The organism is Acinetobacter bereziniae LMG 1003 = CIP 70.12 (genome assembly GCF_000368925.1).
Taxonomy (GTDB): domain Bacteria; phylum Pseudomonadota; class Gammaproteobacteria; order Pseudomonadales; family Moraxellaceae; genus Acinetobacter; species Acinetobacter bereziniae.
In genome coordinates this window covers 122,046-146,980 of the sequence record NZ_KB849756.1, presented here as the reverse complement: position 1 = coordinate 146,980, position 24,935 = coordinate 122,046, and the positions used below count along the sequence as shown (strand labels likewise).

Below are 24,935 nucleotides of genomic sequence, written 5' to 3'. Positions count from 1 at the left end.
TGAAACTATTTTATGAAGCTGTTTTTAAACTATTTTTAATTCGGTTATAGATTGTTAAAGCGAGTAACACACCCATAAGGCTGAGTATGCCATTACAGATTAAACTGAGTAGTTGTAAATTTGTATTGAGCAGTGGAAAAAATACAATGACCACAGTCATTAAGCTAAACCAAAATGCACGGTCACTTTTTCCCATAGGACCATCATAACGACGTTGTTGACCGATCAGAGGTGCCATGACACCTGTATACTCACTTAAAATAGCAAGGAAAGCCACCAATAACAGTAATTTTGCATGGATAAAAGCAAAAGCAATTAGACAGACATAGAGTGCTGTATCTGCAATAACATCACTTAATTCATTGTAAAAAGCACCTAAATTGGATTGTTGATTAAATTCTCGTGCCAACATGCCATCAATTGCATTAAAAGCCATTCGAATCAGCATCCACAACGGAAACAATAACAACCACCAATTCACAGGATGATTCAAATAATATAAGTATAAAAAAATGCTTAAAGCCAATGAAATAAACATCGCAAAAAGTGTCACTTGATTGGCAGTTACACCTCGCTTAAAAAGCCATTGTACTAAGGGGCGGAGTAAGTTTTGAAAGGCTGGTTTTAATTGATAGATAGATGGCATTGTTCTATTAAAATAAAGTCTTTGTGGTAATTTTAATCAGGTTGTTCAAGATTTTACAAGCGATAATTTTAAGCGACGAATGTTGAAAACGAATTTAAAAATTTTAACAATCGTCCTATAATTTCAATATCTTTTTAATTTCCATATCTTGTTGATCATATGACACCTGCTTGTAAAGTTTTAAAATCAAATAAAATTGAATTTTCTATCCATGAATATGAACATGATGTGAACGCCAAGAGTTTTGGCTTAGAAGCGGCGGAAAAACTAGGCTTAAACGTTGAAGAAGTGTTTAAAACACTAATGGTGACTGATGATAAAAATTATTTTGTCGCTGTTGTTCCAGTGAATCATCAACTGAATTTGAAGAAAGTGGCAAGTGCTTTTGGCTGTAAAAAATTGCATATGGCAGATCCTAAAGATGCTGAGCGTTTAACTGGCTATTTAGTCGGTGGCATTAGTCCTGTTGGTCAGAAAAAACGTTTAAAAACCGTCATAGATGCAAGTGCAGCGTCATTAGTAAAAATTTATGTCAGTGGTGGAAAACGAGGTCTGGATATTGGCGTGAAGCCACAAGATTTGGCACAGATTTTGGGTGCAAATTTTGTAGATGTTTTGGATATCTAAGCTTTCTTTAGCGAAGAATTAAAAAATGTTATTCATGATATTTTTAATTATTTTCTGAAACCTCCTTTTTGAACAATCAGAATAGCCATCAGTTCAAACTTTCTTCTATCTAAAGGAAAAGCAAGTTTTTTAGGTCGATTTATATTCATCGTTAAAATAGAACTAACATGAATAAATATAAAAAAATACATGATTCTTGTAGCTTGATGTGCTGCTAATATTTTTTTGATTTATGATGAATCAATGACAAATTGATAAAATTAAAGATGAATAATTTTTTACTAGAGATTATTTTTCATAAAGGAATAGATAAGGTGATCATAACCAATCATCAGATTTTTAAATTTCCTATTTTTGCTGGTTTTATTATTTTTTTAGCAATTACCAATGTTTATGCAGAAGGTAATTGTCCATCAGGATATTATCCAATCGGTGGGCAAGGTGTTCAAGGTTGCGCGCCGATTCCTAACGGAGGTGGTGGAAATTATAATCAAAATCCAACATTGTATCCTATGGCTGAAAACTTATGGGGAGCGATTGCAGAAGAAAAAGGCAGAGAATTAAAGGGACGTTCAGTTGGTTTCTCAAAAAACCATACATCGAAAGATGTAGCACAAGCTGATGCATTAACAGCATGTCAGCAACATGCTGTACAGAAGTGTGAGGTATCCCATACTTATAAAAATGGCTGTGTTGCTGTGGCTGATCCAATCAATGGCGGTCAAAAATCTGAAATTAAATACAATGTTTCAGAGGATAAGGCGAAAGAAGCTGCACTAATGTTTTGTTCTTTAGCTAACCAACAATCCTGCCGTATTATTTATTCTGGATGCAGCTTGTAAATGATATCGCTAAGATTGAACAAAACGAATGATTTCGAACTATTTGATGAGTATAAACGTAGAACACTGGTTTACCGTAAAATAAACATGATGAATGAAATCAATTGTATATTTACTTATGTAAAATTATGTATATAGTAAGTTATATTATATTACAAAACTCAACACATGATTTCGATGAATAATTTATTTAAAATTTCTATACTGACTTGTTTATTGTCAATAACTGGATGTGCGAGCATCATTTCAGGTTCGACTCAAACACTTTCTTTTAAAAGTGTGCCTGAAGTTAGTCAAATTAGTATTACCAACAGGAAAGGAGAAAAGGTCCATGTTGGACAAACCCCAGTCACTGTTACTCTAAATAAGAGTGCAGGCTATTTTAAGGGTGAAATCTACAACATAACATTTTCTAAAGAAGGTTTTCAGCCTAAAACTATAGAAGTAAAAGCAAAAGTTAGTGGTTGGTATTTTGGCAATATTGTTTTTGGTGGGCTTGGGCTGATCGGGGTACTTATTGTTGACCCTGCTACAGGTGCAATGTACACATTAACTCCGAAAGATGTATCTGCTGTGCTGGAACAAGAAGGTATAGTTGCTACAGATCAAACACTTATCGTTAGGCTTAAACAAGATATATCTCAAAGTATTATGGCTCGTGCTATTGAAATTAAATAATCTTATTTGTTTGAATTTCAACCTCCTTTGGGAGGTTTTTTTATTCAATGTAATATTGAAAATCATCTAAGGGCTTATACAGGCTAAATAAGTTGAATAAAACAATTTCTTTTCTTAAATAAACATGAATTAAATTTTAGACGATCAACACATTTTTACTTCGATTTGCATAATTTTAAATTCTTAAACAAATTTGTGATGCTAAGCACAAAATGGTGTAAATAATGCAATTTGATGAAAATTTTCATGAAATCTCTCAATCCTAAATGAGAATATTATCATTTATTACAATTGAAAATTTTAAGATATTAATGATCGAAAAAAATACGATGTATGATAAAAATTCATAAAATCATCAAATTAACTATCCTAATACATGAAAAATACAAAATTGCATTCTTAAATGAGAATTATTAACATTAAGATCGATTTGTGCTGAGCATGACAGCATGATCCAAGAAAAAACATAAATTAAATTTAGAACTTTTTAGTGCAGTAAAAAGTCTTGTACAGAGGATATGGTCAGATGAAAGAGCTTGCCAGCCGATTGGCGATGCAGCACCTAATCAATGCATACTCACAAGAAACAGGTAGTGGAATTTTACTTGAAAAATATCAACAAAATTCTACTCAACTCACGTTTAGCCAAGGCTTGACGTTGTTAATAATTCCTTTGAAATCAATTCAGTCTCAATTATTTGTTCCATTGTCATATAGTAGTTTTGTTGGCAGACACAGAATTGCCAGACTTCCACAAGTCTTTACTAAAGGACAAATACAACCGTTTAGCGCAATTGCGATGGTCAGCTTGCTGTTAGAAGAGTTGGTACAAAATGCTTCACAAACACTGGATTGTGCATCACTGGTCGAAAAGTGGATTCAAAGTCGAGATGCATTGCTTCAGTTTTTAACACATCGACAGCCTGATTTTGATCGTTTAATTCAGGCAAAACAGGACTTCATTCAATCTGAACAAGCATTAATTCTTGGACATAGTATGCATCCTGCGCCAAAAAGTAGGTTGGGATTTATCCATGAAGACTGGTTGAAATTTTCTCCTGAACATCAAGGTAAAACTCAGTTGTATTACTGGTTGGTTGCACCAGAATATGTCGCTGAGAGTAATGCTTCGTGTGCAGAGGATATCACTTCACAACTTAGGCAAGAGATACATTGGTATTTAAATGAAGCTGAAATCACTTTGCTAAATACCTATTCAAATTATAAGTTATTGCCTTTGCACCCTTGGCAAGCACGATATTTACAAAGTAAAGACTGGTATAAAGAATTAAAAGCTAAACATAAGATAATCGATTTTGGCGAAAAAGCTTGGCAATTTTCAGCAACCACTTCAGTAAGAACCTTAGCAAGTTATGCTGCGCCGTGGATGGTTAAGCCTTCATTATCGGTGATGATCAACAACTCAATTCGAATTAATTTAGCCAAAGAATGTCATCGTGGTGAAATGACGCATCGTTTGTGGCATGGGCAGATGGGGCAGTCAATTGTTCAACATTGTCCTACACTCAAAGCCGTAAATGATCCCGCTTGGACTGCTTTAAAGCTGGATGGCAATATTGTCAATGAAACCATTTGTATTTTTAGAGATCAACCTTTTGATAAAAAGCAGCAGGTTACCTGTATTGCATCCTTGTGTCAGGATCATCCTGAAAAGGATTTAAATCGTTTTGATCATTTATTTGAAGACATTGCCCAAGCTGAACCACAGCACAATATTGAACAGATCGCATTGAATTGGTTTAAGCAATTCTTGGAAATCAGTTTAGTGCCGATGATGTATCTCTATCATCGTTACGGCATGGCATTTGAATCCCATCAACAGAATGTCTTGGTTGAGTTAGAAAATGCCTATCCTAAAAATTTATGGTTAAGGGATAATCAAGGTTTTTACTATATCGAAGAATATGCTACTGAAATATTAAAAGAGTTTCCTGAACTTGATGAAAAAGCACATGCTGTTGGACCCAAGTCTTTTGTAGATGAAAGATTTAGCTACTATTTCTTTGGCAATACTATTTTCGGCATTATTAATGCAATTGGCGCGACTGGCAGTATTTCAGAGCAAAGACTCATACATGTATTGCAGGATAAGTTATCTGATTTGCTGCAACAGTATCCTGAAAGCACTTTATTACATGCTTTGTTATATCAGCCTACGTTGCCATATAAAGGTAACTTGCTGACGCGTTTATATGAATTAGATGAGTTGATTGCACCTGTTGAACAGCAATCAGTTTATGTTCAATTGCCGAATCCTTTGTGTCTTAAACAGAAGGATGCAATCTATGCTTGATTTTATTGCTGTTGGTTTAGGTCCATTTAATTTAAGTTTAGCCAGTCTGTTACACAAAAAATCTGATTTGCAATATCTCTTTTTTGAAAAAAAGGAACAGTTTGATTGGCATGCAGGTATGCAGTTGCCGAATACCTTATTGCAAGTTCCATTTATGGCAGATTTGGTCTCTATGGTAGATCCGACCAGTCCGTTTAGTTTTCTCAATTATTTAAAAGATCAACAAAGGTTATATAAGTTTTATTTTCTTGAGCAGCCACATATTCCGCGTAAGGAATATAACCATTATTGTCAATGGGTTGCTGATCAGCTTGAATGTATTCAGTATCTGTCTACAGTGACGGATATCATCCCTAAAAGCTATGGTTTTGAAGTGTCTGTGCACCAAGATGGTATTCAGCAACGCTACAATTGTCGAAATCTTGTATTGGGTGCTGGGAATGTTCCTTATGTACCACAATGTGTGCGTAAGTTTATGCAAGCGTATCCTGAACGTTGCAAGCATTCAGCAGACTATCTGAAACATTCAACGCAAGATTTGCAAGGCAATGTGGTGGTTTTAGGCTCGGGTCAGTCAGCAGCTGAAATCTTTTTAGATTTATTTGATCGACAGTATCAATTTGATCAAGTGTCTAAACCACAGTTTAACTTAAACTGGTTGACACGTGCCAATGGCTTTTTCCCGATGGAATATACGCCTTTAGGATTGGAACACTTTAGTCCAGATTATATTCAGCATTTTTATAAATTTGATGATTTAAATAAGGATGTGCAGTTAGCGAAGCAAGCCTATCTTTATAAAGGTATTAGTGCTCAGACCATTCGAGAAATTTATAAAAAGTTTTACCATAGAAATATTGCCAATCAACAACTTGCGACACATTTGCATAGCCAATCGAATTTAATTGATGCTGCGCTGACAGATAAAGGGAAAATCAAACTGATTTTTCAGGATCGTGTCAGCTTAAATCAGTTCAGTATTGACAGTGATTATGTTGTCTGCGCGACAGGCTATACAAGTCCAGAGTTTGAATTTCTCAAGCATGTTAAACCACATATTCAAACCAATGCACAGGGACATTGGGATATTACAGTTGATTATCGTACTGCATATACAGGTATTGGCGAAATCTATGTACAAAATATGGAAATGCATAGTCATGGTGTAGGTACACCAGACTTGGGTTTGGGTGCATATCGTGCGGCAACGATTGCTAATCAGTTATTGGGTTATGCCTTATATGACCTACCTGAACAGTCGCAATGTTTCCAGCATTTTGATCCTTTGCAAAATCCACAAGTACAAGCGATTCAGAAAAATCCAGCAGTACATTCATATAGACCATCTAATGAAATTGAGCATTCGGCAAAAAATCTGAAAATGACATCAGCAACTTTGTCGCAAAGTTCTCAGCATAAACAAAACCCACAAAGATATTCAAATATTGAGAAAAGCATATGAGTTTTGCACAGTTACAAATTAATCAAAAGCAGTGGCGGAGTGCAGGACAACGCCTGATCGAAATGGCAATTGCTGAATTTTTATATGAGGAAATTATTCAGGCTGAAAACTTAGGCGGTGATTTATTTCAGTTGACGCTGGATGACCGCCGTTATCAGTTTAATGCCAAACAATATTTGTTAGGGCATTGGTTGATTGAAGAAGGCTCAGTACGTGATTTGAATGCAGATTCCACCCAAGCGGCTTGGAATCTGCATCAATTTATTGCAGCATTTTCTAATCAAGCCGAAGTAAAGCCCTTTACCAAAGCTTATTTGATCAAAGAAATGAATAATACGTGGTTGGCAGAAGCGCATGTCTTTGATGAAAATCGCTTAAATAGTACAGCGGTACTCACAGAATCACACCATAAGATTGAAGGGATGTTACGTGGACATCCATGGCTTATTATGAGCAAAGGGCGTATGGGATTTGGTTATGACGACTACCTCAGTGCTGCACCCGAAGTCTCACCTAAAGTCAAATTACTCTGGCTAGCTGTACATCGCGATTTGGCTGAATTTCGTTCAACACCTGAATGGCAAGCAGGTGACCTTTATCTGTATGAGTTTGATGCTGAAGAACTGAATAAATTTCGTGAAACAATGCAAAGCCATGCTTTGAATGCAGAGGATTATTATTTAATCCCTGTACATGCTTGGCAATGGCACCAATGGATTGTACCGACTTATAGCAACGAAATTGTCCATCAGCGAATTGTAGAGCTTGATATTGGTCAAGATGATTATGTACCAATGCAATCTATTCGTACATTATGCAATACATCAAACACACAACGTCATTACATTAAACTACCAGTAAGTATTTTTAATACAGCAGTTTATCGAGGATTACCATCAAAACGAAATTTAGCTGCCCCAGCTGTGACGGCTTGGCTAAAAAATTTACTCAAACAAGATGCAGATTTACAAAAATCTGGCGTGGTTTTTCTAGGTGAAGTTGCGACGCTAACCATTCAGCAGCCTTGTTATGACCAAATCGAAGGTGCGCCTTATCAATTCAAGGAGTTATTTGGCTGTTTGTGGCGTGAAAGTATCGATCCTTATGTCGCAGATCATCAGCAAGTACTCTCCCAAGCTGCGTTATTACATCGTGATATTCAAGGCAGATCTGTTCTAGACGTGCTTGTTCAAGCATCAGGTCTAACACCTTTGGCATGGTTAAAACAATTCGCAACAGTCAGTTTAAAACCCTTACTGATCTGCTTGTATAAATATGGTCTTGCATTTTCTCCACATGGTGAAAATACCATGCTAATTCACGAAAATGGTGTACCCAAAGCCATGGTACTGAAAGACTTTATTGATGATATTAATCTGGTAGATGAAGACTTCCCTGAGCTTTCAGAACTTCCAGAAGAAGGAAAAATTTTACTTCGCCATTCGGCTTTGGAGCTCAGTCACTTTATTTTTACAGGTTTATTCATGGTGCATTACCGTTATATCAGTAATGTATTCCTTCAAGACTTTCCAGAACATAACGAAGTGGAATTTTGGCAAACAATTTCGGATGTGATTGCTGAATTTCATCAACAGCACCCTGAGCTTTCAGCACGTATTGAAAAATTTGCAATGTTTAGAAGCCAATATGACAAGATCTGCTTAAATCGGGTGCGTTTATTTACCACCAGTTATAACGATGAAGCTGAGCGTCCTGTTCCTGTCTTTTTAGATTTAATTGCCAATCCTGTCAGTCCAACCACATTACAACAGTGGGCAGAGCAACAATCGCAACGACAGCATTTAACACTAAAGCATTCAGCAAGTCTGTCTGTATAGCATTGAAAATGAATCTTAAATATTGAATTAATGAATTTTATCAAGGTGACATTAATGAAAACACTATCACGCCAATTACCTGATTTTTATGAATACTATGAAAATGGTACACAATTTTATCTGCGCCAAGTGAAATATCCTGATGATATGGCACTGTTACATAAGTGGATGCATGAACCGCATGTAATTCCGCAGTGGCAATTGAATAAGTCTGAAGTTGAACTCAAAGTATATTTTGAAAAACAATTGGCTGACGACCACCATCGTTTGTTAATTGTTGGCGTAGACGGGCAAGATGTAGGTTATACCGAAATTTATGAAGGAAAACGTGATAGATTGGGGCGTTATTATTCGGGACATGAATTAGATTTAGGTTGGCATCTACTTTTTGGTGAAAAATCAGCATTTGGTAAAGGTTATTTAAGAGCAGTCATGCGTTTATTAAGCTTTTATATTTTTGAAAATGCAGCATCTCTGAAAATCGTGGGTGAACCTGACTCTAAAGTCAAACCTTATGCAGCAGTGGTAGAAGACATGTGCTATGAAGCTCAGGGTATAATTCCAATGCCTGAAAAAGATGCCATGCTGTATTATTGTTTTAGAGAGACCTTTTATCAAAAATTTGGTGATTTTCTTACGCAGTCCCAGCAATATCTTGCGCAAAAGAAATTTCCCAACCAAACAGAGCGAGTTGAACCCTCCATATGAGTTACCAGTCTACACATATTCAAATTATGGATATGACGTTTTCAAAAGATGTATCAATTGCTGAATTTGAGCAATGGCTCGCAGAAGTTGAAAACTTTTTGCATCATCAACAAAATTTTGCACTGGTGATGCAAAGTCTAGATGGTACGACTTTCCCAGAGGAATATCGCCAAGTTCAAGCCGCTTGGTATAAAAAAAATAAAGTCAAATTTTTTAAATATTGTGTGGGATTGGTGCGGATTGCGCTTGATGATGCAGATCAACAACGCCTGAATTCACCAGCTTTACATGTGGCTTGGCGTGTTCCTTATTACGTCACGTTGGATCGTTGCGATGCACTGCAGTGGGCGGTGCAGAGGTGGATATGCAGAACATAGATAATTCAAAAAATACATCAATGACACAGCAGATTTCAATATTAAGCTTGAGTGTTGTGATTGTTCTGTATTTAGCACATGCTTTGCCTTTGTATTTTTACAATGTGGCACTGCCTGCAATTTTAAGGCATCAAGGGGTTGATTTACGCTGGATTGGAATGTTGTCACTGTTATATATTCCATGGGCGTTTAAGTTTTTTTGGGCGCCGTTGATTGATCGAATATATGTTAAAAAATTAGGAAAACGAAAAACCTGGTTGCTGTTTACGCAAATTGCTTTGGTACTGGGTGTATTGGCACTGGCATTTACCCAGTTTTCATATGGTTTGGCTGTGTTTGTCGTGATTGGACTATGGATTTCAACATTTGCAGCAACGCAAGATATTGCCATAGACGGCTATACTGTTGAAGCTTTTTCTGAACAAGATTATCGCTTTGGCAGTATGGCGCAGAGTATTGGTGTTGCCATCGGGAGTATGATTGGTGGTGCGGCGACATTATGGCTCTATCAATATCATGGTTGGCAAACAGCATTAACCTGTTTAGCGGTGATGACAGCTTTAACCATGCTGGCTGTGTTTCAAATCAAAGAAAAACCCAAAGAACATATTGCACAAAACCCTCCAAGCTTGATTCGTGCATTTAAACGACCAGAAATTCGTTGGGCTTTATTGTTAATTGTCTGCTATCGCTTTGTCGAAGCACCTGCAATGGCAATGCTTAACCCAATGCTCATTGATCAACACTGGTCACTGTCACAGATTGGGGTATTGATGTCTGTAGTGGGTGCAGGTGTGGGGTTGCTGGCTGCGGTTTCAGCAGCACTCTTATTGAAAAAAATAAAGGCAACACAGTTGCTGGTTTGGGCGGGCTGGCTACGAACCTTAATCTACGGATTATTGGGACTTGCTATTTTGCTCGGTTGGTTAAACCAGTGGCATTTATTATTGGGAATTTTTGTCATTGCATTTTTGGCAATTCGTTATATTGCAATGACTTCGCTCTATGCATACTTTATGCAAAATAGCTCAAAAGAACAAGCAGGAACTGATTTTACAATTCTGGTGTGTTTTGAATTGTTGGTCTATTTCATTGGTGGGGCAGGCTCAGGTTTTCTGGCCAAATCATTAGGTTATGGCAATTTTTATATTGTACTGGCCGTAGCATCTGTAGTGAGTGTAATTTTATCACATCTCATTATTTCAAAATCGCAAATAAATCCAAAATCAAAGATTATGGAAGGATAACTCATGAGAAAAAAATCAATACATATACAACTGACCTGTTTAAGTTTAGCTGTATGTACTCAACTTTATGCGCAAGAGCCTGCGAATAATAATGATAATACCGTATCAGAAGTGAAAAGCTTGGCACCCATCGTTGTAACCGCCACGCGCTCTGCAAAAAGTATTTCCGAAATCGCTGGAACAGTGTATAGCATTGATCATGCTGAAATCGAAAAGCAAGCCAATGCAGGTAAAAGCACCGCAGATATTTTAGGCTTGTTGGTACCGTCTTTAACGCCGAATACGGGTACAACATCAAACTATGGTATGACGATGCGTGGGCGTGTGGTCCAATACATGATTGATGGTGTACCTCAAACAGGTTATCGCGATGGTTCACGACAACTCAATAGCATTAGCCCATCTATGATTGAGCGAATTGAGGTGGTTTCTGGCGCAAGTAGTATTTATGGCTCTGGCGCAACAGGTGGAATCATCAATATCATCACAAAAAATGGTGGCGAAGAACCTTTAAGTTTTGAAACTAAAGTCGGTGTCACGTCTGGCAACAACTTTAAAAGTGATGCAATGGCTTATGAAGCATCACAAAGCATTTCATTCAATCAAGACGCTCTAAAAGGAACACTCGGTATTGGCTATGCTAAACGTGGTGAAATCCAAGACAGTCATGGCGATCGAGTCGGACCTGAAGTTGCGCAGACGGATCGTCAAGATACTGAAACCATCGATGTGAATGGACGTTTGACTTGGAAAATTGCCGATGGTCAAAGTCTCAGTTTTGGTGGTCAATATTATAACGATGAACAAGACAGTGATTATGGTCCAGACTATGGTCCAGGACTTGCGGTCTTATTTGGCGCACAACCGAGCCAAAAAGCCGTTAAAGGATTACAGCTCGATGATCAGCCAAGAACCAAACGCTATAGTTTTAATACCCAATACCAAAATGATGACTTCTTTACGCAGATTTTAAATGCTGAAGCCTATTATCGTAATGAGCAAGCTCGTTGGTATCCAGCAGTGAATCCAATTGCTCATACTGCATTACCAACGCCAGGTAGCACTTATTTAGTCTATCAATCTGATACAGATATTGATGTTTGGGGCGCTCGACTTGCTTTACAAAAAGATTTTAATTTACAAGGTCGTAAGTTAGGTCTGACCTATGGGGTAGATTATGAAAATGAGCAAGACCGTCAGGATATGCAACGTTATGATTTAGCCACATTTATGGGAAGTAATGGTTTAGCCTTTAAACCGCTTAAGCGCTATCAATTCGGTCCAGATGTAGAAACCAGTAAGCTGGGTTTTTTTGCGCAAAGCCAATTGGATATTACCGACCGTATTGATTTACAAGCAGGCATAAGATATGAGCGCGTTGAAAGTGATGTTGATTCGTCAACACCTTACACAGAAGCAGTCGTTGCTGATATAGTGCCAACTTATCAAGCAAAAACCTTAAATGGTGGAACGGTTAAACATGATGCAACTTTGTTTAATATTGGGGCTGTCTATCATTTGACCGATGCACAACAAGTTTTTGCCAATTTCTCACAAGGTTCAAATTTACCAGACATACAACGTATGCTGCGTGATGTACCTGCAAACTTTGTAGTAAGTAGTCAGACGATTGATCCAATTAAAGTTAATAACTATGAATTGGGTTGGAGAATTCAAGGTGCCAAAGGTTTAAATGCAGGTATTACTGCGTTTTATAATGATTCAGACAAGAGTCTGAAATTTGGACCACCGAATTATGCTATAGAGGTTATTGACACGGATGAACGTGTGTATGGTGCAGAAGCGAATCTCTCTTATCCAATTTCATCGAATTGGACTGTCGGTGGAACAGCAGCATATACCACTGGGCAATATAAGAATACTCAAGGTAAATGGCAAGAATTGGATGCAATCCGAATCGCACCATTAAAAGGAACGGTTTATTCAGATTGGCAGTTTGATGATGGCATTGGTGTGCGAGTACAAGCCTTAGCCATAGGTGGGACAGACAAAGCGCGTCAAGATGCGATCGACAGTGGCTCAACTCGTCCACCCGCTGAGATTAAAGGATTTACAACGATGGATGTGATTACTAATGCCAAAGTTGGACCTGGGACACTTGGATTTGGTGTGTATAATGTCTGGAATACAGATTATAAATCAGTATATAGCCAAGCTGTTTCAACTGTTTATGGTGCAATCTCAAGCTTACCTGCACAAGGTCGTACCTATGGTCTAAGCTATAGCGTTAAATATTAATTAAACCTTTAGCCTCTTTTGCCAATCAATCACGTAAAAGGGGCTTTTTAATTTGATCAATATGGAAATGCGTCTCAATTGCATAATGTATTTGATTATCTGCTCACTCTGATATTTCAATAAGGTCTAAATGAATAAAAACAATACGATTTTATTAGCTGCAAGTCTAGCAAATGGAATGAGTTTTTCCATGATTTTGCCTTTGCTTGCTCCCTTGATTCGGCAGCTTAAAATGTCAGAACTTCAAGCAGGCTTATTGGTTTCTGCAAGTGCTTTGTTGATGAGTTTAACAGCAATGTGGATCTCAAAAAAAACTAAATTACAAAATCAATATTATTTACTCAGTTTAGGTTTTATTGGTATGACCATCACATGGGGACTGTTCTCAGGTGTACTCAGTTATGGATTGCATTATAGTGTACCAGCAGGACTGTTATTTGCTTTACTGTTATTAAGTCGCAGCAGTACAGGTATTTTTATGGCAATGCCGCAGATTGCTTTACAAAGTTATGTGATGACACGCTATGAAGAAGAAAAACAACGTAGCCAAATGATGGCAAAGTTTGGTGCATTCAACAGTTTAGGATTAATTTTAGGACCATTTCTAACGACATTATTGATCGTTTATGGGATCTTAATTCCCATGTGGTTGGCTGTGGTGATTCTCGCAACCTTGAGTATATTGATCGTAAGCTTTTACCAAAAAAATAATCAAAATTCGGTCGAATTTCCAGAAAATTTGCATCAAAACCCTACAGATTTAGCCAATCAACCACTGGATATTGGTGAGCAGTATCAAGCACAAAATCAAAATAAACATACGTTAAACAAAGCTTTTATCTGGCTAATCTTAGGATTCAGTTTATACGTCGCCATTGTTACCCTGAATTTAACGGCTGGCTTTTATATCCAAGATAAATTTAAGTTCAGTATTGAACAAAGTGCATTGTATTTTTCGCAATGTTCATTAATTGTTGGTATTGCATTGGTTGTTATGCAAGTAGCAATTTCAAAATGGTTAAAATGGTCATTGCAAACCTTATTGGTGGCTGGATTATCGGCAATGTTGATAGGGTTGTTGATGTCGACATATACCCAAGAGATCATCATCTTTCAGCTCGCTTATATTTTTTATGGGATCGCCGTGGCGTGTTTGATGCCTGCATTTACCACAGGTGCATCACAGTCGGTCTCAATCCATGATCAAACGAAAATAGCAGCCTTATGTACAATGGTGCAAGCGCTCAGCTTAGTGTTTGCCCCTTTGTTGAGTACAGCACTGTATCAATTCAACATAATTTTTCCATATTATTTATTGATTGGTATTTTTGCCGTATTTTATGTTTATTTCATTGTTTTTAAATGGAATAGAGAAAAATAATATCGATAAAGTCATATCAGTGTCATATTATTTGACTAGTTTCTTCGGCATTGTGATGCGCGACGAGATAATTTAAGAAATTTTTGATACAAATAAGGAAATATACTGTTTCATCTCTTGCAAAGGTTTTACATAACTTTAAAAGTTTGCCTACGCACTGTGTTGTATGAGCTAAGAATTCTCTTATCCCAATATTTCTATCTATTTTTGCAAATTCTAGTTTTGCGGGTTTATCACGAATCGTTCCGTGACTAAAGGCGTAACCAAATCTACCTATTGTCTGAGCATCAATCCATTCAACTTTTGAACCATTATTAATTTGAGCTTGTAATTTTCCATGCATCTGACCAAGTGTATCAGTCGCCACTAATGCTGCACCTCTAGCAAACAATTCTACATAAGATTGGTTTTTAGGCATATTTGCCATCAATTGCGACACCAGACGACGTTTTCCACCCATCCACGGCACGATTGGCTTGGTTTTCATTATTTCACCTACTGCAAAAGTATTTCATTTTCTGATAGCCTCTATTTATCCTGTACAGGGTAACGAGGCTTTGCCTGCGGTAGTGCATTTATCAAAGGGGAGAATCTTGCACCAACAATATTCGTCACCTCGATTTATTATTAATTTTTATAACTTCTAATAAGACGGAAATGGTTCCAGTGAGAATTGTGAATGAGTACATTTGTTTTTGATTGCCCAAACTGTAATGCTAAAAAAAGCACATTTGATGTAAAAGGACATACACTGAGAATTTCACTTTATGAGTTTAGAGAATGGTATCTTTTTTCGACATGTAGAGCATGTTATGCAACTTTTACGATTAATGCTGTAATTAAATTAGAAAGAGCCATCAGTTTAAAACGTAACACTCACAATAATTTTCAAACTATTATGACTGAGATTAAGAATTATCTAGATTCTCATGTAGATATTTTTATATGGTTTGAAAATTTTAATTACTCTCCAATTTTACCTAATGCTGAGTTACCGCCAGAGTATATTCCTTCAGATATTGAAAAAATTTTTAATGAAGCTGCTAAATGTTTTGCTATAGGTTGTTTCAATGCTTCAGGAGCTATGTTTAGACTTTGTCTAGATATAACAACAAAACATATTCTTTTTCAAAATCAAAATTTAAGTCCATCAGCTAATGATAATAAATCTATCCATAGTCGGTTGAATTGGATATTTACTAAAAATATTTTACCTAGAGATTTAGAAGACTTATCTCGAGGTATAAAAGATGACGGCAATGATGCAGCACACGATGGCACACTAACTAAGGATGATGCTGCGGATCTCCTAGACTTCACTTATATTTTACTTGAGAGAGTCTATACTGAACCTGCTCGTGTTCAAAATGCACAACAACGAAGAATGGCTCGAAGACAAAATTAATATATTGAGTTGAGCTTGATTATCTTACCTACTGCAAAATCTTCTCATTTTCTGATAGCCTCTTTTTATCCTGTACAGGATAACGAGGCTTTGCCTGCGGTAGTGAATTTACCAAAGGGACGAATCTTGCTCCAACAAGGTTTGTCGCTTCGTTTTATTATTTTATTTTTATAACTTTCTAATAAGACGGAAAAAGATTCTATGTCAGGGCCTAATAAAGATTCAATTGTAGAAACTAATATTGAAAATGTAAGTCCAACTTTTTATAAAGAATGGTCATTCTGGTTTGTAGTAATCTACTTATTATTTATAGTCATTTACACAGCTCTTTTTATTCGTAGTGATGGCAAAAATTTTATGCTATCATCTAATGAACTAGGTGATTTTTTAGCAGGGTCATTTGCACCACTCGCTTTTTTATTTTTATACCTAGGTTATAAACAACAAGGTATTGAGCTAAAACAGAATACTAAAGCATTAATAATGCAAGCAGAAGAGTTGAAGATTTCAAATGCTACACTTAAGCAACAGGTTTATGAAATGCAGAAATCTGTCGAAGCTCAGCAAAATATGTTTTTACTTGCTGAGAAACAGTTTGAAAGTGTACTTCAAGAAAAAGAATATCAATCTTTGCCTCGACTCAGCTTAAGTGGCACTAACCTCATAAAAAATATTGAATATTCAAACATTAAGAATTCTTTTTATTTAGTTTTTATAAATTTAAATATTCCAATAAAATTCATTAAAATAACATCACAGGTGTGGAGTATGACAATAAATTCAACCTTAGAAGTTCGCCAAATATTAAATATAGATGAGATGAAGCCCACTGATGTTACTAAAATAAAATTTTATACTTTATCATATCAAAAAAATCCCATATTTAAAGATGAGGTTATTAAAGTTGAATTTAGTGATTTAGAGAATAATACATATTGCTACTCTTATACTTTAGAAGAAAACGAAAAATTTGTTTATTTCAATAAAATTGAATAACATCTTTTCATACCTTCAAATGTTTGTGAGCAATATATATGCAGTCTATCGAGAAAAAAGCTTTACTAGCCGAAATTAATTTTGAGATAAGTAAACTAAAAGATTACGACCCAACAATTCAGATTATTGATGTATCTGTTAATGCCAATGGACTTATTGATTATTTCCTATCCAATCAATATGAAAGTCCAAAGTTGTTTCTAGCATTAGAATATATGGAACAAATTGATCATATCTTTCAAGGTAAGTACAACAGAATTTATTAAAAATACCTGACATCACTAACCCTATCAAAATCATTAGGGTTCATTTCAATCTGCTAATGACTTGGAAGTGTAATAAATTCAATTAGGGCAGATGGATTCTTACTCGCATAATCAGCCAATAAATGTGCAATACCACTATCCCCTGACGAACTTTATCATTGCTGTTTGATCCAGTTGAGGGGATACGTGCCACACCTTTGATCATAATAAAAGCTTGATGGTCTTCTACGATGTCCTGATCCGTTGGCATATTCACAATATCGCCATCTTCTAGTGCAGCTTTAAAATGTGGTGTGTTCTCGGTACCATGAGTCTGTCAGTATGATTGCTTTTACGATCACCGAATTTGACTTGCATGGCTTCCTCAGCTAAGAAATCACCGTTACCACCAGCATCATGTGCACCTTTACTAAAGTTGGGTAATATAGTAACAATCAATTTTAAAAATCTTTCTTGTTGCTTTTAGGGAGTTTTAAACAAGAATGTGATTATGCGCGTTATAAAACCAAGAGTTATTATTATGATTATTTAAAGCTTAAGCAATGCTATAATATTCAATAGTTTGCTATTTTAATGTGTGGGAGATATACGTCTCCCTTTTATTTATTTTCTATAGGTCAAGTGTGAAGTTTCATCAACATATTATTCAAGCTGCGATCTTTGACATGGATGGCACTTTACTGGATACAGAACGGCTTAGATTTAAAGCTTTACAACAATCCTCTTTAGACATTATGCAGCTTGAATTCTCACTGGATTATTTAATGCAATGCTTAGGGCTTAATGAGTCAAGCTCTGAACTTTTAGCACAGCAATTTTATGGCGCAAATATTCCTTATCAGCAGATTCGTAAACGTGCAGCTCAAATTGAATTGGCAATGATTGAGTCAAATGGCGTGCCATTAAAAGAGGGTGTACTCGAAGCATTGAAGTATTTGTATTCACGTCAGATTCCCATGGCAGTCGCTACATCAAGTGCGCGGGAGATTGCGGAGAAATACCTTCAAATCGCCAATATTGAGCATTATTTTAAATTTTTAGTGTGTGGTGATGAGGTATTACAAGGAAAACCTCATCCAGAAATTTTTAAAACTGCGTGTGAAAAATTCAATTTAGCACCAAAAAACTGCTTTATGATTGAAGATTCAGAAAATGGGCTTCGTTCAGCACACGATGCAAGTGGTGTAGCTATTTTGATTCGAGATATTAAAGCGCCAAATCAGCGCATGTTGGACATGGCAGATGATTATTTTGAGTCAATGAAAGATTTTAAAAGTAAGCTTGAACAATTAAATTGAATAAAATTCTCTTTTGATTGAACAACACTCATGCAATTTAGTAATTAAATCAGTGGATTCCATGCTTTAATAGAGTCATTCAAACGAATGTGAATTTTAACATGTTCTTACATTCCCAAAGTACCACTGTAGTAACACAAGCATATGATTATCCTGAGTGGCACAAAGGGAGGGAAAACTACGCTTTATGGTACATTGAAATTAAGCATCCAGCCTTAGTTGATTATCTAAATCAATTGAGACAAAAGTTTTCAAATTTTTTATTTCATCCCAACACACGACAATTTCATATCACGATATATATTTGTGGGTTTTTAACAGATTTATCTCCACAATTCGATGATGATTTCCAATTCAAACAATTACAACAGCATCTGCAAGATTTAAAGAAAAGTAATCTTCAACCTTTTAAACTCAAGACGGGTAAGATAAATAGTTTTAGCAGTGCACTTTTTGTTGATATTCATGATGATCAAAATAGCCTAAGCAATATTAAAAAAATTTTATCATATTCAACCCAAGAAATAGCACCTACACAATATTGTCCACATATTACTCTAGGACTTTATAAGGCAGAGTTTCCATCACAACAAATTTTAGAAGAAATTGAAATGACACAGCAACAACAGTTTGAAATCACGATAGATCAACTGCATTTTGGTTTTTATAAAGCAAACGATCTACAAGGCAAATTATTTGATTTAGAATACTATTCACTCAACTCAAATACTAAAAAAGTATCTTTGGAGCAGAATCCATGCTGCAACTAATTTTGGGGGGCGCACGTTCTGGAAAAAGTAAACTTGCAGAACAGATTGCAAAAGATTCAGATTTAAAAGTGATCTATATTGCGACTGCCCAAGCTTGGGATCAGGAAATGCAAGTACGCATAGCTCACCATCAGTCGCAACGCCCAAGTGAATGGGAATTGATTGAAGAAACACATTATCTTGCGGATATATTGGAAAAAAATGATCAAAAAGGGCATTTGATTCTAGTCGATTGTTTAACTTTGTGGATGAGTAATTTGTTAATACATGATGATCAAAATCTACAGATTCAGGAATGTCAAAAACTACTGCAAATCCTGCCTAAATTAGAGTCTCAAGTGATCTTGGTGAGTAATGAAACTGGACTTGGTGTTGTTCCTATGGGAGAAATCACCCGTAAATTCGTTGATGAGTCTGGGCGCTTGCATCAGCAGTTGGGGCAAATTGCTGATAAAGTTTTATTTTGTGTTGCTGGTTTTCCAATGGTTTTAAAAAACGAAGCTCTATGATTTCTAGTGGTCGAAATCATAGATCGAATTGATATTTATATGTTTAAAAATGATTGATATGGAGAAAAACAATGAGTTGGTGGTTAGAAGCATGCAAAGTTCCAAGTGCAGAGATGAAACAACAGGCTGAACAACGTCAATCGCAATTGACCAAGCCGACGGGTTCACTTGCTGCTCTAGAAAATGTCGCTGTGCAATTGGCAAGTCTACAAAATAATCCTAAACCACAGCTTGAACATCCTTGGATTACAATATTTGCAGGTGATCATGGGGTAATGGCAGAAAATGTGTCAGCCTATCCGCAAGCGGTAACACGACAAATGCTGCAAAATTTTGCAACTGGCGGCGCATGTATCAGTGTGATTGCCAAAGAATATGCAGCGACATTGCAAGTGATTGATTGTGGTACGGTCGGAGACGCTTACGAATATCAAGGTGTTGAACGTCACTGTATTGCACCAGGAACAGCAAACTTTGCAAAACAAGTGGCGATGACTGAAGAACAATGTGCTAAAGCTATGGATTTAGGACGTAAAAGTGTTGAAAAAGCCTTTGCCAATCATGCTTCGATTTATATTGCTGGAGAAATGGGAATAGGAAATACCTGTGCTGCTTCAGCCGTTGCAAGCTTTTTATTAAATGAACCAGCAGAGCAATTAACAGGTGTAGGTACAGGGATTCGAGAAGAGCAATTGATACATAAGAAAAATATAATTAAAAATGCTGTTGAAATGCATAAAAATTATGTTAAAAGTGATGTATTTAAGGCGCTTTGTGCAGTCGGTGGCTTAGAAATTGCAGCAATGACGGGTGCATATATTCGTTGTGCTCAGGTCGGTTTAGCTGTGATTGTGGATGGATTTATCAGTTCTGTTGCAGCTTTGGTAGCAGTTCAGTTGAATCCTGCAGTTCGTCAGTGGATGTTGTTTGGGCACCAATCTGCTGAATATGGTCACTTGCGTATATTACAAGAACTCAATGCTGATCCATTATTAAAATTGAATTTGCGTTTGGGGGAAGGAAGTGGAGCAGGAGCCTCACTAGGGGTCATTAAACTCGCATGTAGCTTACATAACAATATGGCAACATTTGCTGAAGCTGCTGTGATTGGTGAAAAAGTTTAAAATATTCAAAACAAGAGCAGATAAATGAAACTGAGGGTTGATCTATTACGTCACGGCGAAACCACGCTAAGTCATACTTTGCGCGGCTCGACTGATGACGATTTAACAGAATTGGGCTGGCAGCAAATGCACCAGAGCATATTCTTAGATCAAAACTCAGTTCAAACACAGTGGGATTATGTGTTCAGCTCTCCTTTAAAACGCTGTGCACAATTTGCTCAGTCTTTTTCACAACAAGTCAGGATTCCGTTGATGCAGGATCAACGGCTTCAAGAAATACATTTTGGGGACTGGGAGGGTATTTCTGTTCAACAGATTTATACAGATTCTCCTGAACTTTTGGCAAATTTTTGGCAGTACCCAACTCGTTTTACCCCACCCAATGCTGAAAAATATTTAGATTTTCAATCTCGAATCAATCAGGCATTGTATTCGATTCAACAACATATGCTGGCATCAAACAGTCAAACTGCTTTAGTGGTCACACATGGCGGTGTGATTAAGTTATTAAAATGTATGGCACTGCAACAATCTTTAGATGATATTTTAAAAATGACTGCTGATTTAGGGCAATTAAATCGCTTTATTTTAGACAGTGAAACCATGCAACTGGAACTTTTGGAGGATGGTAAATGACTCCATTTTTTATTGCATTGCAGTTTCTAACGATTGTTCCTGTTCATTTAAGAAAAATGCCTTCACCGCAGCAGAATGGCTGTTCATTATTATTCTATCCAGTGGTTGGTTTATTAATTGGCTTAGTGCTTTATGCAGTAGCCAGCCTATTGCATATTTTACCTGTTGTTTTATTAAGCACTTTTATTCTGGTGATCTGGATTTGGTTAACAGGTGGACTTCATCTGGATGGTTTGGCCGATACTGCCGATGCATGGGTAGGTGGTTTTGGCGATAAAGAAAATACCCTTAGAATAATGAAAGACCCTGCCTGTGGACCAATCGGCGTATTAAGTCTGATCATTGTTTGTATCATTAAATGGTCTGCATTGTATGTTTTACTTCAAGAACAACTCTACACTGCTTTGGTGTTATTTCCAGTTTTTGGACGTTTAACGCCACTTTTTTTATTTCTGACCACAGAATATGTTCGTGAAAGAGGTTTAGGTTCTACCATTGCACAATACATCCCTAAAACATGGTCGATCATCATTTTTAGTATCAGTCTATTGGCTGTCGGATACTTTGTTTGGGTTGGATTAGCGACAGCAATCATTTTTATTTTAACGCTCATTTATCTCCGACATAAATTTATTCAAAGAATTGATGGCATTACAGGGGATACGATTGGTGCGAGTATAGAGATTGCAGAAACTGTTTGTTTGCTTAGTTTTGTGATTTTGGGTTTTTATCTTTAATTATTCTTGATCGTTCTTAGTGTGGGAATATTAATCAAGACTTTTTTTGATTAAGTGATTTCAAAGTCACAGCTATATTTGATATCTATTGATACCAATGCATTGATTGCGTGACAAAAATACATATGGTTAGTGCCAGAATGCTTATTTCAAGATCGTTCATTGCGCTGTTTAAGCTGGATTGTGTCGATGATTCTTTTCGATTCACCTGAGCACACAATCCATTTTTTACATAATTAAATACGTTTTAATCTGACCCAAAATTACCACATTAAATCATCTGGAATGACGTAAGCTGCATACGGATCTTCTTCATCTGTGACCTGTTCATTCTTTTCAGAATTATTGACAATAATAAAGCCAGTCATTTTCTCATTGATACGATCTGCTAAAGCTTTAGGTAATATGGCATAAGCATCATGATCATGTGCAATCACTAAGCTACCTGCAACCAGAGCATTGTAGACTTGTTGATTAAGATAAATTTTCTTAATTGAACCATCAATAAACTGATAGGTAACATCACCATCTGTATCTTTGATTTTATGTTGCTTGATCATTTGGATGATTGATGCTTTCAATGCTTTTTCATCTAAAATTCTTTGTTTTTCTTGATTCAGTGCCTGGTCTTTAGAGACTTTTTCTTGTTTGTCTTGCTCAATTTTTGCTTTGAGTTCAGCCTCATTACTTTGACCAGTACGCTGTTCATGTTGTGCTTGCTTAGAAAGCTTCTTTGCTTTTTTATTATCAACTAAGCCAGCTTTGAGTAATTGCGCTTGTAATGCGTTTTTAACCATAATAATAACCAACGATTAACTGTGTTTCGAGCCATGCCGAAAATAAATAAACCAATACACTAAGCTTAATACTAAACTTAATCCAGCAGGGATAAGGAATGCATTCAATTGTAAATAAGGATGGACAATACTGGCAATGATTCCACCCAGAATAAATCCAAAAAGAATCAGTAAATGCAAAGTTATGCGGCGTTTTTCAACCACAAGCCCTCTGAAAAAATAGCCTAATGCTAATCCTAAATCTGTTAATACACCTGAAAGATGCGTGGTACGAATAATTGTACCTTTGTAATGGCTCACCATGGCATTTTGTATACCCATGGCGGCACTTGCCCAAAGTAAGGCGTATTGCGGATGATAGGGAATAAATACCCAACACAAAAAAATAAAAATACTGACTAGACTCAGCGGTATGCCGTATCTACGACCAAGTTGAAAATGACTATTACCTAAAATATAGCCACTATAGCTTGAACCCAGCACATAACTGATGATAATCAGCAGCAGATATACAACATGACTATATTGTTGATGTACCAGTGCTTGAGCAAACAAACTGGCATTACCCGTCATATGAGAGATCGATTGGTGTAGAACCGTGATTAAGCCCAATACATTAATTATGCCTGCATTGACTGCAAGCATAAAAGCACCAAGCTGAATCCAGGCTGGTAAATATTGAAGAGGCATAATTCCTTCTTTTCTTCATACCTTCGGCAAATTACCTTTTTGAGAGGTCAATTGCTGCTGTAAATATAACGTCAGTAGATGAATTTAATGCAGTTTCTGTTGAATCTTGCAATACACTGATGACCATCCCAATCGCCACCACTTGCATCGCGATTTCTGAAGGAATCCCAAACAAACCACATGCAATTGGAATCAGTAGCAAAGAACCACTGGCAACACCTGAAGCACCACATGCAGATAAAACAGATACAATACATAAGATAACCATGGTGACAATATCAACATGAATATTAAGGGTATGTACTGCTGCTAGAGAGAGTACCGTAATCGTTACTGCTGCGCCAGCCATGTTGATTGTCGCACCTAAAGGAATCGCGACGTTGGCAGTGGTATCATTTACACCCAAACGCTTCGCCAAATCAAGATTGACTGGAATATTGGCCGCAGAACTACGCGTAAAGAATGCAGTAATTCCACTTTCTCTTAAGCATTTGAGTACCAAAGGGTATGGGTTTTTACGCATCACAATACCCACGATCAATGGATTGATCACCAACGCAACAAACAACATTGTTCCCACAAGGACTGCAATCAAATGTGCATAGTTTTTTAGCGTTTCCAAACCAGCTTGTGCAAAAGTAGCGACCACTAAACCAAAAATACCGACTGGCGCAAATGAAATCACAATACGAATAATACTGTTAACTGCATCTGCTACATCTGTAATCACTTGTTTTGTGGTTTCCGAACCATGACGAAGTGCAGCACCTAGACCAACAGCCCAAGCCAGAATACCAATAAAATTGGCTTCATGTAGTGCTGTGATTGGGTTGGTAATAAAACTCAGCAGTAAATTTTTTAATACTTCAGCCACACTTCCTGGTGGTTGTAAAGCTGCTTCACTGGCATGCGTGAAAATGAGTGTACTTGGGAATAATGTACTAATTATTATTGCGCTGATCGCAGCCAATAACATTCCGATGGCATATAAAATCAGAATAGGTCTTAAATTGCTTGCACCGCCACCCACTTTAAAATTAGCAATTGAAGCGAGAACCAATACAAATACCAGAATCGGTGCAATAGATTTTAATGCTTTAATAAAAAGCTCGCCTAAAATATTGAAATATCCGGCTGAATTTGGAAATAAATACGCAACTAAAAAACCAAGAATGATGGCAATAAGAATACGTGTAACTAAACTTAAACGTGCTAGGGCAGCAAACATATTGAACCTTTTTGCCTAAACTGGTCTAAAATCAATGAACAAGCCGGCTATTCTATACCTAAACGCGAAAACTTAAATACCACATTTTCACCATAAAAAT

The 24,935-nt window shown here is 36.6% G+C and carries 24 protein-coding genes and 2 pseudogenes; 20 read left to right on the top strand and 6 right to left on the bottom strand.

All coding sequences use genetic code 11. The features are described 5' to 3' along the window. Nucleotides 1–10 precede the first annotated feature (10 nt). Nucleotides 11–646 carry a CDP-alcohol phosphatidyltransferase family protein gene (locus tag F938_RS10860; RefSeq protein ID WP_005031758.1) on the bottom strand — a complete coding sequence of 212 codons (636 nt, stop codon included), beginning with the start codon at nt 644–646 and terminating at the stop codon, nt 11–13. A 159-nt stretch (nt 647–805) separates the two neighbouring features. Between F938_RS10860 and ybaK the strand changes: the two genes are divergently transcribed. The 11 genes from ybaK (at nt 806) to F938_RS10805 (ending at nt 14,379) form a co-directional block, all read left to right on the top strand. Next, entirely contained in the window at nt 806–1,273 is a 468-nt protein-coding gene (gene ybaK / locus F938_RS10855) for a Cys-tRNA(Pro) deacylase (protein WP_005031756.1), read from the top strand. Nucleotides 1,274–1,539: 266 nt separating this feature from the next. After that, nucleotides 1,540–2,115: a DUF4189 domain-containing protein gene (locus F938_RS24700; RefSeq protein WP_005031753.1), complete on the top strand. Its 576-nt coding sequence runs from the start codon at nt 1,540–1,542 to the stop codon at nt 2,113–2,115. A gap of 177 nt (nt 2,116–2,292) precedes the next feature. After that, nucleotides 2,293–2,793, top strand: a complete 501-nt coding sequence (locus F938_RS10845) for a hypothetical protein (protein WP_010591231.1) — start codon at nt 2,293–2,295, stop codon at nt 2,791–2,793. A gap of 526 nt (nt 2,794–3,319) precedes the next feature. Continuing rightward, a complete protein-coding gene (locus F938_RS10840; RefSeq protein ID WP_005031747.1) occupies nt 3,320–5,107 on the top strand; it encodes an IucA/IucC family protein in 1,788 nt (595 codons plus the stop codon). Continuing rightward, nucleotides 5,100–6,569 carry a lysine N(6)-hydroxylase/L-ornithine N(5)-oxygenase family protein gene (locus F938_RS10835; protein ID WP_005031744.1) on the top strand — a complete coding sequence of 490 codons (1,470 nt, stop codon included), beginning with the start codon at nt 5,100–5,102 and terminating at the stop codon, nt 6,567–6,569. Before F938_RS10840 ends, F938_RS10835 begins: the two co-directional genes overlap by 8 nt. After that, nucleotides 6,566–8,407 carry an IucA/IucC family protein gene (locus tag F938_RS10830; RefSeq protein ID WP_005031741.1) on the top strand — a complete coding sequence of 614 codons (1,842 nt, stop codon included), beginning with the start codon at nt 6,566–6,568 and terminating at the stop codon, nt 8,405–8,407. The genes F938_RS10835 and F938_RS10830 overlap by 4 nt, the downstream gene beginning before the upstream one ends. Nucleotides 8,408–8,461: 54 nt before the next feature. Further along, nucleotides 8,462–9,115: a GNAT family N-acetyltransferase gene (locus F938_RS10825; RefSeq protein ID WP_004830620.1), complete on the top strand. Its 654-nt coding sequence runs from the start codon at nt 8,462–8,464 to the stop codon at nt 9,113–9,115. Next, nucleotides 9,112–9,492 (top strand): hypothetical protein, encoded by a 381-nt coding sequence (locus F938_RS10820; protein ID WP_004830621.1) that lies wholly within the window; start codon nt 9,112–9,114, stop codon nt 9,490–9,492. Before F938_RS10825 ends, F938_RS10820 begins: the two co-directional genes overlap by 4 nt. Continuing rightward, nucleotides 9,480–10,739, top strand: a complete 1,260-nt coding sequence (locus F938_RS10815) for an MFS transporter (RefSeq protein WP_005031733.1) — start codon at nt 9,480–9,482, stop codon at nt 10,737–10,739. Before F938_RS10820 ends, F938_RS10815 begins: the two co-directional genes overlap by 13 nt. Before the next feature lie 3 nt (nt 10,740–10,742). Next, nucleotides 10,743–12,998 (top strand): TonB-dependent receptor, encoded by a 2,256-nt coding sequence (locus F938_RS10810; RefSeq protein ID WP_005031730.1) that lies wholly within the window; start codon nt 10,743–10,745, stop codon nt 12,996–12,998. 130 nt (nt 12,999–13,128) lie between these two features. Continuing rightward, complete coding sequence (locus F938_RS10805; protein ID WP_005031728.1) at nt 13,129–14,379, top strand: MFS transporter; 1,251 nt, start codon at nt 13,129–13,131, stop codon at nt 14,377–14,379. 367 nt (nt 14,380–14,746) lie between these two features. Here F938_RS10805 and F938_RS24940 read toward each other — a convergent pair. Beyond that, nucleotides 14,747–14,866: pseudogene (locus F938_RS24940) on the bottom strand (DNA adenine methylase); the annotation flags it as partial. Between the two features lie 192 nt (nt 14,867–15,058). On the opposite strand from F938_RS24940, the gene F938_RS10795 reads away from it, so the two are divergent. The 3 genes from F938_RS10795 (at nt 15,059) to F938_RS10785 (ending at nt 17,046) form a co-directional block, all read left to right on the top strand. Beyond that, complete coding sequence (locus F938_RS10795) at nt 15,059–15,784, top strand: DUF4145 domain-containing protein (protein WP_005031724.1); 726 nt, start codon at nt 15,059–15,061, stop codon at nt 15,782–15,784. A 201-nt stretch (nt 15,785–15,985) separates the two neighbouring features. Continuing rightward, nucleotides 15,986–16,780 carry a hypothetical protein gene (locus F938_RS23455; protein ID WP_005031721.1) on the top strand — a complete coding sequence of 265 codons (795 nt, stop codon included), beginning with the start codon at nt 15,986–15,988 and terminating at the stop codon, nt 16,778–16,780. 38 nt (nt 16,781–16,818) lie between these two features. Then, a complete protein-coding gene (locus F938_RS10785) occupies nt 16,819–17,046 on the top strand; it encodes a hypothetical protein (RefSeq protein WP_005031718.1) in 228 nt (75 codons plus the stop codon). Between the two features lie 53 nt (nt 17,047–17,099). Here F938_RS10785 and F938_RS23805 read toward each other — a convergent pair. Next, nucleotides 17,100–17,508: pseudogene (locus F938_RS23805) on the bottom strand (hypothetical protein); the annotation flags it as partial. Nucleotides 17,509–17,669: 161 nt separating this feature from the next. Here F938_RS23805 and F938_RS10780 point away from each other — a divergent pair. The 6 genes from F938_RS10780 to F938_RS10755 all read left to right on the top strand — a co-directional run bounded on the left by F938_RS10780 (nt 17,670) and on the right by F938_RS10755 (nt 22,120). After that, complete coding sequence (locus F938_RS10780; RefSeq protein ID WP_005031711.1) at nt 17,670–18,344, top strand: HAD family hydrolase; 675 nt, start codon at nt 17,670–17,672, stop codon at nt 18,342–18,344. 101 nt (nt 18,345–18,445) lie between these two features. Then, nucleotides 18,446–19,114 (top strand): 2'-5' RNA ligase family protein, encoded by a 669-nt coding sequence (locus F938_RS10775; protein WP_005031709.1) that lies wholly within the window; start codon nt 18,446–18,448, stop codon nt 19,112–19,114. After that, nucleotides 19,102–19,623: a bifunctional adenosylcobinamide kinase/adenosylcobinamide-phosphate guanylyltransferase gene (cobU, locus tag F938_RS10770; RefSeq protein WP_005031707.1), complete on the top strand. Its 522-nt coding sequence runs from the start codon at nt 19,102–19,104 to the stop codon at nt 19,621–19,623. The genes F938_RS10775 and cobU overlap by 13 nt, the downstream gene beginning before the upstream one ends. 71 nt (nt 19,624–19,694) lie before the next feature. Beyond that, complete coding sequence (gene cobT / locus F938_RS10765; RefSeq protein WP_005031705.1) at nt 19,695–20,747, top strand: nicotinate-nucleotide--dimethylbenzimidazole phosphoribosyltransferase; 1,053 nt, start codon at nt 19,695–19,697, stop codon at nt 20,745–20,747. Nucleotides 20,748–20,771: 24 nt separating this feature from the next. Continuing rightward, the gene (locus F938_RS10760; RefSeq protein WP_005031703.1) at nt 20,772–21,383 is read left to right on the top strand and encodes a histidine phosphatase family protein; all 612 of its coding nucleotides are present in this window, start codon (nt 20,772–20,774) and stop codon (nt 21,381–21,383) included. Next, on the top strand, nt 21,380–22,120 hold the full coding sequence (locus tag F938_RS10755) for an adenosylcobinamide-GDP ribazoletransferase (protein WP_005031701.1): 741 nt from the start codon (nt 21,380–21,382) through the stop codon (nt 22,118–22,120). Before F938_RS10760 ends, F938_RS10755 begins: the two co-directional genes overlap by 4 nt. A gap of 263 nt (nt 22,121–22,383) precedes the next feature. Here F938_RS10755 and F938_RS10750 read toward each other — a convergent pair whose 3' ends face one another. Genes F938_RS10750 through sstT form a run of 3 tightly spaced genes read right to left on the bottom strand, consistent with a single transcriptional unit; the run spans nt 22,384 to nt 24,835 of the window. After that, nucleotides 22,384–22,917, bottom strand: coding sequence for a DUF2058 domain-containing protein (locus tag F938_RS10750; RefSeq protein ID WP_004830633.1), 534 nt, complete (start codon nt 22,915–22,917; stop codon nt 22,384–22,386). 15 nt (nt 22,918–22,932) lie between these two features. Then, nucleotides 22,933–23,607, bottom strand: coding sequence for a YoaK family protein (locus F938_RS10745; protein ID WP_005031699.1), 675 nt, complete (start codon nt 23,605–23,607; stop codon nt 22,933–22,935). A gap of 31 nt (nt 23,608–23,638) precedes the next feature. Further along, the gene (gene sstT, locus F938_RS10740) at nt 23,639–24,835 is read right to left on the bottom strand and encodes a serine/threonine transporter SstT (protein WP_005031697.1); all 1,197 of its coding nucleotides are present in this window, start codon (nt 24,833–24,835) and stop codon (nt 23,639–23,641) included. Nucleotides 24,836–24,935 lie beyond the last annotated feature (100 nt).

Bases quoted from the DNA above. Each gene is read 5' to 3' on its own strand.
- F938_RS10860 (WP_005031758.1), bottom strand. From the start codon at position 646: ATGCCATCTATCTATCAATTAAAACCAGCCTTTCAAAACTTACTCCGC.
- ybaK (WP_005031756.1), top strand. From the start codon at position 806: ATGACACCTGCTTGTAAAGTTTTAAAATCAAATAAAATTGAATTTTCT.
- F938_RS24700 (WP_005031753.1), top strand. From the start codon at position 1,540: ATGAATAATTTTTTACTAGAGATTATTTTTCATAAAGGAATAGATAAG.
- F938_RS10845 (WP_010591231.1), top strand. From the start codon at position 2,293: ATGAATAATTTATTTAAAATTTCTATACTGACTTGTTTATTGTCAATA.
- F938_RS10840 (WP_005031747.1), top strand. From the start codon at position 3,320: ATGAAAGAGCTTGCCAGCCGATTGGCGATGCAGCACCTAATCAATGCA.
- F938_RS10835 (WP_005031744.1), top strand. From the start codon at position 5,100: ATGCTTGATTTTATTGCTGTTGGTTTAGGTCCATTTAATTTAAGTTTA.
- F938_RS10830 (WP_005031741.1), top strand. From the start codon at position 6,566: ATGAGTTTTGCACAGTTACAAATTAATCAAAAGCAGTGGCGGAGTGCA.
- F938_RS10825 (WP_004830620.1), top strand. From the start codon at position 8,462: ATGAAAACACTATCACGCCAATTACCTGATTTTTATGAATACTATGAA.
- F938_RS10820 (WP_004830621.1), top strand. From the start codon at position 9,112: ATGAGTTACCAGTCTACACATATTCAAATTATGGATATGACGTTTTCA.
- F938_RS10815 (WP_005031733.1), top strand. From the start codon at position 9,480: ATGCAGAACATAGATAATTCAAAAAATACATCAATGACACAGCAGATT.
- F938_RS10810 (WP_005031730.1), top strand. From the start codon at position 10,743: ATGAGAAAAAAATCAATACATATACAACTGACCTGTTTAAGTTTAGCT.
- F938_RS10805 (WP_005031728.1), top strand. From the start codon at position 13,129: ATGAATAAAAACAATACGATTTTATTAGCTGCAAGTCTAGCAAATGGA.
- F938_RS10795 (WP_005031724.1), top strand. From the start codon at position 15,059: ATGAGTACATTTGTTTTTGATTGCCCAAACTGTAATGCTAAAAAAAGC.
- F938_RS23455 (WP_005031721.1), top strand. From the start codon at position 15,986: ATGTCAGGGCCTAATAAAGATTCAATTGTAGAAACTAATATTGAAAAT.
- F938_RS10785 (WP_005031718.1), top strand. From the start codon at position 16,819: ATGCAGTCTATCGAGAAAAAAGCTTTACTAGCCGAAATTAATTTTGAG.
- F938_RS10775 (WP_005031709.1), top strand. From the start codon at position 18,446: ATGTTCTTACATTCCCAAAGTACCACTGTAGTAACACAAGCATATGAT.
- cobU (WP_005031707.1), top strand. From the start codon at position 19,102: ATGCTGCAACTAATTTTGGGGGGCGCACGTTCTGGAAAAAGTAAACTT.
- cobT (WP_005031705.1), top strand. From the start codon at position 19,695: ATGAGTTGGTGGTTAGAAGCATGCAAAGTTCCAAGTGCAGAGATGAAA.
- F938_RS10760 (WP_005031703.1), top strand. From the start codon at position 20,772: ATGAAACTGAGGGTTGATCTATTACGTCACGGCGAAACCACGCTAAGT.
- F938_RS10755 (WP_005031701.1), top strand. From the start codon at position 21,380: ATGACTCCATTTTTTATTGCATTGCAGTTTCTAACGATTGTTCCTGTT.
- F938_RS10750 (WP_004830633.1), bottom strand. From the start codon at position 22,917: ATGGTTAAAAACGCATTACAAGCGCAATTACTCAAAGCTGGCTTAGTT.
- F938_RS10745 (WP_005031699.1), bottom strand. From the start codon at position 23,607: ATGCCTCTTCAATATTTACCAGCCTGGATTCAGCTTGGTGCTTTTATG.
- sstT (WP_005031697.1), bottom strand. From the start codon at position 24,835: ATGTTTGCTGCCCTAGCACGTTTAAGTTTAGTTACACGTATTCTTATT.